This is a genomic window from Mycobacterium sp. NGS63, from assembly GCF_059812295.1.
Genome location: NZ_JCALCJ010000002.1, coordinates 519,122 through 531,704 on the forward strand (window position 1 = coordinate 519,122; position 12,583 = coordinate 531,704).

General features: G+C 62.7%; 14 protein-coding genes and 1 tRNA gene. 4 read left to right on the forward strand and 11 right to left on the reverse strand.

Annotation, left to right across the window (positions count from 1 at the left end; translation table 11 throughout):
* Positions 1-3: 3 nt before the first annotated feature.
* Positions 4-390 (reverse strand): hypothetical protein, encoded by a 387-nt coding sequence (locus AC5Y4Z_RS05715; protein WP_499961344.1) that lies wholly within the window; start codon positions 388-390, stop codon positions 4-6.
* A gap of 140 nt (positions 391-530) precedes the next feature.
* Here AC5Y4Z_RS05715 and AC5Y4Z_RS05720 point away from each other — a divergent pair, with 140 nt between their 5' ends.
* Positions 531-947 carry a hypothetical protein gene (locus tag AC5Y4Z_RS05720; protein ID WP_499961345.1) on the forward strand — a complete coding sequence of 139 codons (417 nt, stop codon included), beginning with the start codon at positions 531-533 and terminating at the stop codon, positions 945-947.
* A gap of 313 nt (positions 948-1,260) precedes the next feature.
* On the forward strand, positions 1,261-2,073 hold the full coding sequence (locus tag AC5Y4Z_RS05725; RefSeq protein ID WP_499961850.1) for a S1 family peptidase: 813 nt from the start codon (positions 1,261-1,263) through the stop codon (positions 2,071-2,073).
* Between the two features lie 218 nt (positions 2,074-2,291).
* Here the strand turns inward: AC5Y4Z_RS05725 and AC5Y4Z_RS05730 are convergent, their stop codons facing one another.
* The 5 genes from AC5Y4Z_RS05730 to AC5Y4Z_RS05750 form a co-directional block, all read right to left on the reverse strand.
* On the reverse strand, positions 2,292-2,618 hold the full coding sequence (locus AC5Y4Z_RS05730; protein ID WP_499961346.1) for a hypothetical protein: 327 nt from the start codon (positions 2,616-2,618) through the stop codon (positions 2,292-2,294).
* Between the two features lie 2 nt (positions 2,619-2,620).
* On the reverse strand, positions 2,621-3,493 hold the full coding sequence (locus AC5Y4Z_RS05735; RefSeq protein ID WP_499961347.1) for a phage major capsid protein: 873 nt from the start codon (positions 3,491-3,493) through the stop codon (positions 2,621-2,623).
* A 122-nt stretch (positions 3,494-3,615) separates the two neighbouring features.
* Positions 3,616-4,059, reverse strand: a complete 444-nt coding sequence (locus tag AC5Y4Z_RS05740) for a hypothetical protein (protein ID WP_499961348.1) — start codon at positions 4,057-4,059, stop codon at positions 3,616-3,618.
* A 24-nt stretch (positions 4,060-4,083) separates the two neighbouring features.
* Entirely contained in the window at positions 4,084-5,418 is a 1,335-nt protein-coding gene (locus AC5Y4Z_RS05745; protein ID WP_499961349.1) for a phage portal protein, read from the reverse strand.
* A gap of 7 nt (positions 5,419-5,425) precedes the next feature.
* Entirely contained in the window at positions 5,426-6,907 is a 1,482-nt protein-coding gene (locus AC5Y4Z_RS05750; RefSeq protein WP_499961350.1) for a terminase large subunit domain-containing protein, read from the reverse strand.
* Here AC5Y4Z_RS05750 and AC5Y4Z_RS05755 point away from each other — a divergent pair.
* On the forward strand, positions 6,901-7,494 hold the full coding sequence (locus AC5Y4Z_RS05755; protein ID WP_499961351.1) for a hypothetical protein: 594 nt from the start codon (positions 6,901-6,903) through the stop codon (positions 7,492-7,494). The two genes, AC5Y4Z_RS05750 and AC5Y4Z_RS05755, sit on opposite strands and share 7 nt — an antisense overlap.
* A 60-nt stretch (positions 7,495-7,554) precedes the next feature.
* Here AC5Y4Z_RS05755 and AC5Y4Z_RS05760 read toward each other — a convergent pair whose 3' ends face one another.
* The 5 genes from AC5Y4Z_RS05760 to AC5Y4Z_RS05780 form a co-directional block, all read right to left on the reverse strand.
* On the reverse strand, positions 7,555-7,998 hold the full coding sequence (locus tag AC5Y4Z_RS05760) for an HNH endonuclease (protein ID WP_499961352.1): 444 nt from the start codon (positions 7,996-7,998) through the stop codon (positions 7,555-7,557).
* A gap of 1,143 nt (positions 7,999-9,141) precedes the next feature.
* Positions 9,142-9,360, reverse strand: a complete 219-nt coding sequence (locus AC5Y4Z_RS05765) for a hypothetical protein (protein ID WP_499961353.1) — start codon at positions 9,358-9,360, stop codon at positions 9,142-9,144.
* Positions 9,357-9,584: a helix-turn-helix transcriptional regulator gene (locus AC5Y4Z_RS05770; RefSeq protein WP_499961355.1), complete on the reverse strand. Its 228-nt coding sequence runs from the start codon at positions 9,582-9,584 to the stop codon at positions 9,357-9,359. The genes AC5Y4Z_RS05765 and AC5Y4Z_RS05770 overlap by 4 nt, the downstream gene beginning before the upstream one ends.
* A 28-nt stretch (positions 9,585-9,612) precedes the next feature.
* Positions 9,613-10,839: a tyrosine-type recombinase/integrase gene (locus AC5Y4Z_RS05775; protein ID WP_499961356.1), complete on the reverse strand. Its 1,227-nt coding sequence runs from the start codon at positions 10,837-10,839 to the stop codon at positions 9,613-9,615.
* 143 nt (positions 10,840-10,982) lie between these two features.
* Positions 10,983-11,056, reverse strand: a tRNA-Arg gene (locus tag AC5Y4Z_RS05780).
* 185 nt (positions 11,057-11,241) lie between these two features.
* Between AC5Y4Z_RS05780 and lipQ the strand changes: the two genes are divergently transcribed.
* Positions 11,242-12,489 carry an esterase LipQ gene (lipQ, locus tag AC5Y4Z_RS05785; RefSeq protein WP_499961357.1) on the forward strand — a complete coding sequence of 416 codons (1,248 nt, stop codon included), beginning with the start codon at positions 11,242-11,244 and terminating at the stop codon, positions 12,487-12,489.
* Positions 12,490-12,583: the final 94 nt, after the last annotated feature.

Genomic DNA, 12,583 nt, shown 5'->3' on the forward strand with positions numbered 1-12,583 from the left:
CGCTCAGTTCGCGGCGGCGAGCGAGCGGGCGTAATTCACTTGCTGCGTAACGCTGAACAGCGCCTGGGGTCCGCCCGCTGGAACCAGTGCCGAGTGGAAGAACCCGCTGCCCTGCACGGTGACTTGGATGTAGCCCCCGTACCGGCGTTCCTTCATCAGCAGGAAGAGCAGACCCAGCAGGCAAAACCAGACGAAGATGATGCAGAGGACCACGCCGGTGGTGGAGATGCCTTCCGAATAGTGCGACATGTCGGTCACGGTCCACACCGTGCCCTTCAGCGGGTGCACGCCGGTCGGCGTCGCCACCCAATGCTGCGAGAAAGAAATGTCGCCGATGGTCGCCAGCCACTGTTCAGGCTCGCCGGCTTGGTAGTTAACAGGTTGCCCCACTGCGCGATTAAAGCACCGATGCGCGCCGAAGCACGGATGGTTGCCGAGATCAGCGGGGTTGCGTGGGGCTGGTGTCAAGGATCAGCCGAAGTAACTGTCAAGGATCAGCCGAGGCAATACAACGGTGTCACACTTACGTCATGGCCGACAGCGCAGAAAACCGCTGGGGGGGGGCTGGTGCCCAGCAGCGAGCGGACGAACTCGCCGCGCGACTGAAAGAGCTGACGGCCCGCGGGCGTTCGTCGGCAGATTCCGCCAAGGCGGCTCGCCGGCACGCACATGAATCGCGGCAACGGTCCGCGAAGGCACATCGTTCAGCCGCAAACCTGCATCGGAAAGCGATCTCGGTCCACGAGGAAGCCGCCCGCCTTCACGAACAGGCGGCAGCGGAAGGCATCGGCGATATTGCCGAGCACGAACGAGCCGCCGCACGGCACCGCTGTGCTGCCGAAGCCGACCGTCAGGCAGCGCTAAAGGCCGATGCGGCCGCCGAGATGGACGAGCAGCACCAAGTGGTCTTTGGCCGCCCCGGCGCCGAAAGTGCGTCGGAACAGTGAGCTCGAACGCCTGAGCGAAGCCGCCGCCTGTGGAGACGGCGTTGGCGTGGAATCTCGGTCAGTGCCCCCGGCACGACTCGAACGTGCGACCTAGGGATTAGAAGGCGGTCCTACCTGGGCTTTTGCAAAAATGGGCAATTTTGGAGAGGTGTGGGTAAATCCGGGTAATCGCTTGTGCTGCAGCAGATTCGACCGTTGGTGATAGTGGGCATGCATGGGGTCCGGCGTAGCGCGCTGCGGACTGGCTGCGGACTGGCTGCGGACTGGTGGCATTGCGAACCGTCGCCATCATCTAGAGTCCCATTGCGTGAGCATGCCAGACGTGACGCACGTCTTTGTGCAGCGTTTCGTTGACACAGCGTATTTCTACACGGCGGCATCAATAACCGCGCATTTCGCGATCCCCGGACCAGGTGGCTTCGAGCTTGAGGAGCTGGGCCCCAAGAGCGGTACAGCCTTCATCGTGCGCAGGCGAGACGCTATCTACTTCGTCACCAACCGGCACGTACTCGACTGGAACTACGGACAGAGGAGTGAGGACGTTAGACCGGGGGCACAGCTTCAGTCAGTGGAAATTCGCGGCTACACGCAGCCAGACGATCTGACTCAGGCTCCGATCCCGTGGACCTATGCCCACGGAGCGTCAGGCATCAATTTTGACACCGACCCGTCGACTGACCTTGCCGCAATTGGTCTCGTATCAGACACATTCCAAGTCCCAATTGTTGATGGCCAGGCGCGGCTCAACTTCTACGAATTTGACTTACTTGCAACGAGATCCGAAATTGACCTGCTGATGCCAGGCGAGGAAGTTTTCATTGTCGGATACCCCGGCATCACGGTGGCAAGCGAACGTCCAGTCCTTGTCACTGGGATCATCTCTAGTGATCCCCGGTACCCAGCAAGCTTTGGCCGAACCGAGCTGGGAGATTCTGTGCTTTGCCAGTCCTTCAGTTGGGAAGGCATGTCAGGCGCTCCGGTGTTGTGTTTCTCGGAAGTGCTCGGCAGGGGCAAGCTTGTCGGCATCAACGCTGGGCACGTGAAGGACTCGACTTACTACGCAGGTGGAGTCATTTCCCACTTCGTACGGTCAAGCGCGCTAATCGCTCTCCTCGAACGGCTCTAGGGCACAAGCGAAAGCCCCCCGGCAACGGCTGACGAAACCACCGGGGGGCCTTCTGGTGGTGCGCGGAGAACGCACCCGCTGAGACGCGCTGGCTGGGGCCTTCAAATCCCATCGACCCGTCGCAGCGTTGCTCTATGAAGTTGTTGGGGTGGCCTACCGCCAGGAGAGACACCCCCGCCAGTGCAGCAGGTTCCTACGCTGCTCCGCTGGCGTTGCTCCTATTGCGCCCGAACGCGATAGCGGTTCAACACAGCCAGCTCGGCCAGCGTCCACCCGCTAAATCCATCGAAGAACGCCACTGACTCCGGGCCCCTGGTTTCGCTGTAGCGGACCTGTCCGGGGTGGGCGTGTAGTCGGGCCGTAGCCATCAGGATCGCTGCCCGGACGTCCGGCTCAGGAGTGCCATCGCTGGCGAATCCCTGACCGCGTGTGTAGCTGCGGGCCATCGCGGTCACGATCTCCACCTCGGCGGCTCCACGCTCCGGCTCAACCGTGTAGCGGCCATCCAGCAGAGCCGCGAGGTCTGCATAGGTTGGCGCTGGCATGATTACGCCTCGGTCAGCAGCGTGACAGCCTGCGGCGCAAGCAAACCGACGTCGAATCGGGCAGTGACGCGAATTCCGACCGTGTCGTAGTCGCCAAACGTCTGGTCGAGCACGGCCACGGTGGGGTTCTGGTCGCGTGCGACTACAACCTTGCTGAAGTCGACGAGGGCCACGCGTGCCTTACCGGGTGCGGTGCCGGTGTTGGTGATGTAGTCGGTGATGATGACCGGGAGGCCGAAGAGATGGAACGAAACGCCATCTTGGATGGTCGTCGGCTCGATGACGTAACGCTTGTCATCCGAACCGACCTTCACCTTGCGGATGGCGGCGAAGCTGGCCGGAGTCATCACCCAATGGGTTGGGGCTACATGGTTGCCCTGTGCAGCGGCCAGGCCGTCAATGAGGCTGTCGGGGTCGGTCAGATCCAGTGCGCCGGTGGTGATCCCGGGCTGACGGAGGATTCCCTTGATGGTGTCGCTGGTGCCGGTGCCGTCGTAGAGGGCGGCGTCCAGCACGTTCGACACGTCGGTCACCAGGCGAGTGGATACCACCTGATCCAAAGCGCCCACGGTGTGGCTCGCCTCGCGAATCAGCTCATTGCTGAGCTTGGTCAATGACTTGATGCCCTTCAATGTGCTTGGCAGCAAGCTGATTTCATCAAAGGAAACGTTTCCCTCGGAAATCTGGGCACCTGCGGCGACGAAGGCGGCGGATGCTCCCGACGCGATACGCGGCACGCGCAAAGGGCCAGCGGTGTCGATGATCTGGGGGCCCGCCGACAAAAACGAACTCTGCTGCTCCAGTGGAGCCACGAGCAGACTCGCTACCTCGGCGGCGGTAAGGGTCGGCTGGGTTGCCGGGGTCTGAATGGTCATGACGAATGTCCTTAAATAGCAACGGATTACCGCTGTCATCAGGACAGAAGTCAGGAATGGGCATCAGGCCCGGAAAAGCTGAGATAGGTTGCGAATCAATCGCTTTCCTACCTTCGATTCTACTAGACGGATCGCTGCAAACGGCCTAGAAGAGAGAACGGTTCCTCGCGGGTGCCGGTCACGCCCTGCCCGATGGAACCGCCGACACGACGGCTGGCGAGATGGGGCTTGCGGGACAGGAGATCATCAATCGCGGCTGTAAGGGCCTCAGAATCGTCCAGATGCTGCGGGGTGAACGGAAGGTCATCGGAGTCCTGAAGACGTCCTGTTGCGGCAACGAGCGCCGAATGGAGCCGCTTGCTGAGGTCTTCCACCCGACTCTCAGCCGTCTTGGCCCTGTCGCGGTAGCCCGCCGATTCACGGCGTAGCTTCTCGACGTACTCGCGTGGGAATGTTTGCGCGTCGTCGTCCGGTTCGGTTGTCGGCTCGTCGTCGGGCTGCTCAAAGTCGTCGGGCTGCTCGTCGGTGTCGTTGGTGATTACTTCGGTCACGTCGGCGTCTGGCACGGCGGACTCCTCTCGGATAGATGTTTAGGCGGCGGGCCGCAGGTCACGCATGACCCTTCCAAGCCGAATATCGGAGCCGAGCTGAGCTTCCCTCTCGGAGGCGGCCATCTCGGCAGCGATCTCGTCCTCACTGAAGCCCAATCGCTTCAAAGTTCCTTCACGGGACAAGATCCCAGCGGAGTAGAGCTTTACCGCGTAGTCGGCTTCCTGGGCCTGACTCCTCGTATCGGCGGGACTCCACACCACGCGGGCGGTCACGCTGCCCGGGTCAACTCCATCACGGATGGCAACCAGGAGGCGGGCCACCGCTTCCCAGCCGACGCCGTACTCCCGCTGCTTCGCTTCGGCCCTGCTGACGAGGGCTGCCTCAGCGGCCCTTAGTGCATCAGCCGAAGTGACCGAATCCTGTAGCAAGCCAACGTAATGCGCCGGAAGTCCGCTGACCATCATCGCTTGGCTGATCAGTACCCGAATGCCGGACTCGAATGTCTTGAGGTCTGCGGCTGGCAGGGCACCGAAGCGACTGTTGGCGTCCTCGGACACCATCATTCGGTTTTCCTCGGGGAAGGGATTGACAGCCTCAGTCACCACTTCGCCGGTATCGGGGTCCGTGACCGGCTCGCCCGTCTCCTCGTCAATGACAGGTACCTCTCGGAGTTCGATGCCGCTGGCATACCTCCTGGGGCGGCCAGCGTATTCGCTGCTGATGAGGGCGTCCAAAAGGAGCTTGTTGATTCCGTCTTGCAAGCTGAGGAGATCGGCAATCACGCTCTGCTCGTCTTCATCACCGATAGCCACCACAGGAACGACACCCAGGCTATGTGGAATCGTCTGCACCAGTGCATATCCCGCGTTGCCCGAGCGAGGCGAATTACTGCGCCAATGCTCAACACGGTCCGCGAAGTAAGCCCACGCTTCAGTGGTGGTCTTGGTCCTCACTCGCTTGACTGCCGAGATAATCTCCCGGGTAACGGGGTCGCGCAAGACAGTCACTTGCTTGGGGCTTTCCACCGTCGCTCGCGGCTTCCCGGTAGCGTCAGTCCAGCACAGCACGTAGCCGACGCCGTACAGCAACGCATCCCTATGCACCCGTGCGGCGAGCAAGTCCAGGTCGGAGTACTCGAACAGCGGCCATGCGTCGGCACCGGTCACGCCCGAAAGCCGAAGACGTTCCTGCAGCGAAACCACGGCAGTGCGGCACAGGTTAGAGCTGATCTGGTCGAATTTCTGCAGCGCAATCTTCGCCTCACGGCTCAGGAAGCTGAGCGGACTTGCGCCGTCGAAGTAGCGGTCCAGAAGCCCGTAGCGGTGCTGAGGTGCATCCAGTGCCTCTAGCAGTGCGATGAGTTCATCAGTCATGTTTGTCCTATGCGAATGATGCTGCGCGGTAACGCTTCTTACGGTGTGTTGCGCGCCAGTAGGCCCTTGAGTAGCCCATCACTGCTGTCACGGCAGCGTCGATCCTGCCTGCGTGCCTGCTCCTCGACGCCTTCACTATGCGGCCTCCCCGGTTGTCTTCCGTGAGGACCGCATTGTTGAGATGGTCGCGGAGGATCGGGTGCCCGCTGTGGCTGAGCTGCCCATTACGGCAGGCAGTCAGAAACTCTGACGTCGCCGCCGACATACGCGAAATCGACTGCGGGAATTCCACAACCGGCAATCCCTCAGCCTGCAAAACGGCCAGCGACCTTTGCCACCTATACGGGTCGGCGGCAATCTCTGCGACTCGCCATCGCTGACACGCAAGCCGGATCTCGTCCTCGACCTCAAGAATCGGTACCCGCCACTCCGTGTCCCTCGGGTCGGGCCGCTGCCACACCCGCACGACGTCAAGGTGAGGCGTCGGGCTAACCGATGCCGCCATCAGCACCGTTGCGTCGGTACCGCTGTAGCTGCCGTCGAACGCCAGAACCACATCAGCGCCACCCGGGATCCCCTCACCGGTTGACAAGCCATCCCACACGCCCGGAGGCAGAACAGGCTCCGTGTTTCCCGTCACCCACTGCACCAAACGGGCACGCCTGAAATGACTTTCGCTCATCTTCGGCGGCTGCAATGCCGTCAATGCGTCACGGAACAAGAAGTCATCAAGCGCAGGGTTGGCGAGGGACCAGCAGTGCTCACAGTCCGTTGGGTGATCTTCAAACCCCGCCGCGCTGAACTCCCGGTAGACCTGGCTGCGGTCTTCAGGGAACTCCAACGCATGCTGCCGAAACTGCGCCAGGACGTTCCCAGGGTCCGGCCCTGGCGTGCCAATGAGAAGGACTAGGCTCCGTGCCTTCTTCCCGCTCGCGAGGGCTACAACCTCGTATACCTCAGGGGAGATCCTTCCCCCCTCATCGCAGATACACAGATCAGGGTTGCGTCCCTCAAGGGCCGCCGCACTCGCCGGTAGACATGCCAATTCAGCTCCCCGACTGGGAATTACGAGCCGATCCTTGAACACCTGTACGCGGCTACTCAGCGCAGGGCTGCGCTCAACGAACCGAGCGCACATCCCGAACACAATGCCCGCCTGACGCTCATCAACGGCCACCACATCCACCGACGTGTCAGCACCGCCCGTGGCGAACACATACACGGCCATAGCGGCGGCAAGTGTGGATTTCGCGTTGCCCCTCGCCAAGGCCCACGCCGCCAAACGCGGACGCTGATCACCCCACACCGACGCAACCAAGTCGCGCTGCCAACCCCGCAGAATCAGCGGCTTGCCGTTCCCCAGGCGAAGGAAGGTCCGACAGAACTGAGCGAACCTCTCGACCTCCGAGCCACGCGGACGCCACGGCAAAGGCGACGGGTCAACCGCCTTCTTTGGACCGGCGTGCAAGTTAAGCTCCTGAGGTGGCAAGTTTTGAAGTCATCGCCGCATATGTCGGCTTTGGACTGGGAATTTTGAATTCCGCTGTCGGACTGGGCAACTTATGGCGTGACGCGAGAAAAGCGTTTCGCGAAGATCAGCGGAAGCTCCGCCAGCGGTTACGCGAAATATTGATGGATGTCCACCAAGAATGCGACGATGCCTTCTGGGAACTATCGCGTGGACTAGGCGTCCAGCGGTTCCCGCCCCCCGAGCTACGCGAGGGCATGAAGAAGATTCAGTCCCTCCGCAGAGAGCACATGTTGATCTCGCCTAACGACACTCATCTGGAGCTTATGCACAACACTATCCGGCAGCTTTGGAGTGCTTGGTACGACATCAAAGAAGCGCACGAGGCCGGGGATGATGGGAAGCTCCAGCTTGCCGAGCGTTCCCTCAAAGATCCACTCACCGATGTGATCGAGCTGATCGACATCTATTTGCTTGGCTTGGCTGCAATTGACAACAACTCGTACCTGACATATCGCCGCTTCAAGCGCATCAGCTTCACCGACGATAGGCCCCTAATCTACGAAAGCCGCTGGCGAAAGCTCCGGCAATCTGGCGGCGAGGAGTAATCGCCCCCGCGCTGTTGCCTGGGTGTCCGGCAGCGCCGCAGGTGGGGGCTACCCCCCGGGTCATACAGACGTCAAGAATGCAAGCCTGTGACCTGCGTAAACGCGAGCCGGCCACGGGCCGACTCGCGCGACCCCGGCAAGCCGCGCCTTCCGTGCCGCGATGGCAGCCACGACCGCCTGATACTCGGCCTCCGTGCAGCGGTCCTGACGTAGCCCGTTGTGATACCGGCACAGCACGCGACAATTCAAGGGTTCTAGCGCCAGCTCCGGGGCCACTGACAGCGGCACGATGTGGTCGACAGTCAGATCCGTTTGGTTGCCGCACTGTTCGCAGAACGGTGAAGCCTTGCGGAGTCGCGCCGAGAGGCGGTCCCATGCGCTCGTGCGGTGGCGTTCTCTGCGGCTGGGCTGCGCCCTGTCCGGCTTGCGCTTGTGGTCGGCACAGCGGCTCTGGGGGCTTAGTTCGCCGCATTCGATGCATGGCTTGAGAAGCCCAGCGGTCATACCCCGAAGTGGTGCTCTAGGGCTGCGTGCTGACGGGTTCGCATGTCCTCAAGCAGGTTTGCGTACTGGCCTGCAGTGAAGGCAAGCCACGGCGAGTGCGTGCCATCGGGCAGGGAGACGCGGAGTAGCTGGACCGTCTCGGCACCGTCGCCTTGGTTCGCCACCGTGGCTAGGTCGTAGTCCTGAATGCGGGCGACGCGGAGCTTTACGTCACTAGTCATGCTTCTGTCCTTGCGTGGCGGGCATAGTACCGGTGGGCATTCAACAGATCAGCCCAGTGTTCGGGCACTTCGAAGCACACCGAGTCACTGAGGTCCCCGGCGCACTGGGCGTGGTTGCAGTGCCAGACTCCGACCTTCTTGGAGTGCAGGTAGCCCGTACCGGGACGCACTGGCTTTCGGCACGTCTCACAGATGTAGGTGCTCACTGTCTTGCTCCTTGTCCTAAGCCCGGGGAGCGAAGCGACCCAACAGGCTTCGCACTTCCCGCCCACCCCATCGCGTACTTCGTTGAGTAACGCCTTGGGCGGGAGCTTCCTTGCCCCCCATGGGCCTGCGGCGGGCACTTGATCACAAACTCTTGCGACTCCTCAGGCTGCAGGTTGGAGAGTCATTGTGTATCAATCTGATTCAGTATCCAGGTGCCTCACTCGCCCTGGCCGTGCCCTCACTCGTCCGGTTCCCGGATTGACCCCGATCCAACGGGGGGCAGCAACACCACTGCTCTTCAGGGCACAGGGAATTTTCCCCCTCTGCCTTCTTCAAGCTCGCCGTCTTTGTGCGGTCTAGCTCCCGCCGTCTACGTGACCGACGTTCGCGCTCTTCAGGATCTCCGGATGTATCAGCAGGGCTGGCTTCTGTCATCCCGACGATGCTCAGTACTCCTGCTCAGGGTTGGGTACCTGACCCCGGGTGCTAGCCGTGGGTATTCCCCTGTATCCGCGACGGCGGCGTCTATGCACCTGGTTGCGGTTCGGGGTGAGGAATGGCGGGCGGCAAATGCGTCACCGTAAGATCCGCCCATCGGATGAGGCATATCGCCTCGCGCTTTCACCTACATTGTCCCACGCGTCCAGGACGCATAACCGGGCCAGCGACCTGTGAATTTTTTCACTCTCTGAAATACGTTGTGCAAGATACTAATTCATTTTGCAGCATGCCTAGCGGCATCAAGTACGCCTTCGGCAAACGTGATTGCATCATTGGGGCTGAGTTCAAGCCAGACGTTCTCGTCTTCGCATTGGGCGACGATAACTACGCACTTGGAGGCCACGATTCCGCTGCCGTCGTTTGCGGCGATAAGGCCGCAGGCCCCGTTTGGGGACTCGAAGCTGACACCGAGATAGGTGAATGAAACGTTCACTTCACACCACCTCGCGCAGTCTCGTCCTCCTGTGCCGCAAGCCATTCCAGTACGTCCGACTCGCGGTATCGCACGCGGCGACCCACCTTGAAGCTCTTGGGGCCGCGTCCCATTGCGCGGTACCACTGCAGCGTCGGCTCAGGTATTTGCGTCAATCGGGACACTTCCGGCGTGAAGTAGATCCGGTCGCGTGTCGTTGGGGGCGCTTCGGTTTCGCTTGGCATGAACGGAAATTCTAGCGGCGATTATCGGTCAGACTGATAATGAGTTGGCGCCAGCGGCGGCCCGTGCCGCTGCATCCATCGCAGTGGCGAGAACGTCGAAATCGTCAGGCAGGATATGCGAGTACACGTCCAAGGTGGTGCTGGCCTTCTGGTGCCCAAGCAACTGTTGCGCAACCGGCACCGTGGCACCCGCCTTGAGGGCTAGCGAACCGGCTGTATGCCGCAAAGTCTTGATGCTCACGCCCGTCACACCCGCTGCCTTGCAAGCGTTCTCGAATCGCCAGCGGAAGTAACTGTTACGCATGGGCCCGCCATCCGGGGACGGAAACAAGTACTCCGCGGCCTCACGGCCATCGGTAATCGCCTTGAGGGTGTTGGAGAGCTGGGTGGTGAGTATCGGAACCTTGCGTATCTGGTGGGTCTTGGGCAGATCCTCAACCAGGCCCTTGCCGGTCACTTGGCTGATGGCCTTGTCGATGTTGATCCGCCGCGCTGTGAGGTCGACATCACCGACACGCAGAGCGGCGCACTCACCGAACCTCAGCCCGGTATAGGCCAGCGTCAGCAGCATGGGTCCGGCGTCCCCGGCTGCGTTGACCATCGCGGCAACCTGATCGTGGTCGAGTGCCTGATCCCGCTTGTGGATGACGCGAGGTCTGGCGATGCCGTCAGCCGGGTTAGCCGCGAGGCGTCTAGTACGGACCGCGTACGCCAGGATCTGCTTCACGATTCCGTGCGCCTGCACGGCCCGACGCGGCGACAGAGGCTTGCGGCTCGCGTTCTTGACCTTGTCCGTGGTCCTGGGCTGCCGCGCCTCTTTGTTCGTCGTCAGCCATACCACCCATGACTGAACGTCGGCGTGCGTGATTTCCGCCAGCCTCACATCACCCCAGCGGGGAAGCACGGTGTTGCGAAGAATGCTCTCGTCCCCGGCGAAGGTGGAAGCCTTGACGCCGGTACGCCGCGATGCCATCCACTCGTCGGCGATGGTGCGGAACGTCGCCCCGGACTTGCGGCTGTCCACATAAGTGTTGGTCACCATGTCGGCGGTGACCTGATTGACGCGGGCCTGAGCGTCGGCTTTGCGTTCGAACGCTTGTGTGCGTTCCTGGCCGTCGCCGTCGACCCACCTGGCTAGCCACCGCCTGCCCGTGCCGTGGCGTCCCGTCGTCACGAGGGTGCCGGGTGTGCCGTGTTTCGGATCCACGCACCACACGCCGGTCAGAGTGTCGGGTAGATCGGCAGGGTAGGGCACCTGCTCGCCTTTGCGGGCTGACCTGTGCCAACGGTCCTCTACACCCGCCCTTTGTCCGCGTTTCATAGCGAGTGATTCTAGCGGTCTGCGGACTGGCTGCGGACTGGAAGCCCGCCGTGTCATCAAAAATACCTTCTGACCAGTGCCCCCGGCACGACTCGAACGTGCGACCTAGGGATTAGAAGGCCCTTGCTCTATCCACCTGAGCTACGGAGGCAATGTGCAGGTCAGTCTATCGAACGAGGCTCACAGGACGACTCGCCGAGCGCGACGCGCCCGAAAAGCCTTCCCGCGCCGCGCAAATCGGTTATCGTGTGGACCTCGACACACGTACAACATCGGTTGGTAAACAACCGTTAACCGCAACGACGCGTGTGCCTACCGTCGAGGGGTGGCGTTTTCATGAGCGTGGCCTTGAACCTGACTTCGCGGTGCTCGCAGGCCGGTGCCCACGCGCTGCGTCTGGCCGCCGACGCCCGGGACACCTACCGGGCCGGTGCCCTCCTGCTGCGCGGCTCGCCGTTCGCGCTCGGCTGGGTTGCCGGCTGGCTCACCACCGAATTTCCCCCGCACGTGCTCACCGGGCACGCGTTGTCCCGCGTGTCGCCACCCGCCATCGGGCGCGTCGGTACCTCATGGGCCGCGCAGAAGGCCGATCACGCCCTCACCGCCGCACTCGAGGACGCCTTCGGCCCCGACTTCCGCGACCAGGTGCGCCACCCGGCCTGCGCCGAGACGCCGTGTGCCCCGCGCGGCGGGCTGCTGCGCCGGCCCGGCCCGCACAAGCGCTACGCCGCGCAGACCTCCGACATTCCCTACGGCCCGGGCGGCGTCGCACACCTGCTGGACATCTGGCGGCGCCACGACATGACGCCCGGCCGGCGCGCGCCGGTGCTCATCCAGGTGCCCGGCGGGGCGTGGGCCGTCGGCGACAAGCGCGTGCAGGCCTACACGCTGATGAGCCGGATGGCCGAACTCGGCTGGATCTGCGTGTCGATCAACTACAGCAAGAGCCCCCGCTGCACGTTTCCCACCCACCTCATCGACGTGAAGCGGGCCATCGCCTGGGTCCGCGAGAACATCGCCGACTACGGCGGCGACCCCGACTTCATCGCGATCACCGGCGGCTCGGCCGGCGGGCACCTGGCGTCGCTGGCCGCGCTCACCCCGAACCAACCGGCGTTCCAGCCCGGCTTCGAGGACGCCGACACCACCGTGCAGGCCGTCGCGCCGTATTACGGCGTGTACGACTTCACCGACTTCGAGAACATGCACGAGCTGATGCTGCCGTTCCTCGAGCAATTCGTCCTCAAGAGCCGCTACGCCGAAAACCCCGAGCGGTTCCGGGCGGCCTCACCGATCGCCTACACGCACCGCGACGCCCCGCCGTTCTTCGTGCTGCACGGCGAGAAGGACGAGCTGGTGCCCAGCGGCCAGGCGCGGGCGTTCTGCGCGGCGCTCAAGGAGGCCGGCGCCGCCACGGTGGCTTACGCCGAACTCGCCAACGCGCACCACGCTTTCGACATCACCCCGACGGTCCGGTCGCGGTTGGCCGCCGACGCCGTCTCCGACTTCCTGGGCGTCGTCTACGGGCGCCGCGCCGGCTTCCTGGCGGATTCGCTGCCCCTGCCGGCGACTTCGGCCAGCTGAACACGCGCCTTTCACCAGCGCGGCAACCCGACTAGCGTTGGGTGGGCAATCAGTTTCGCGGGGTCCGAAGCAGGAGGCTTGGTCGACGGTGACA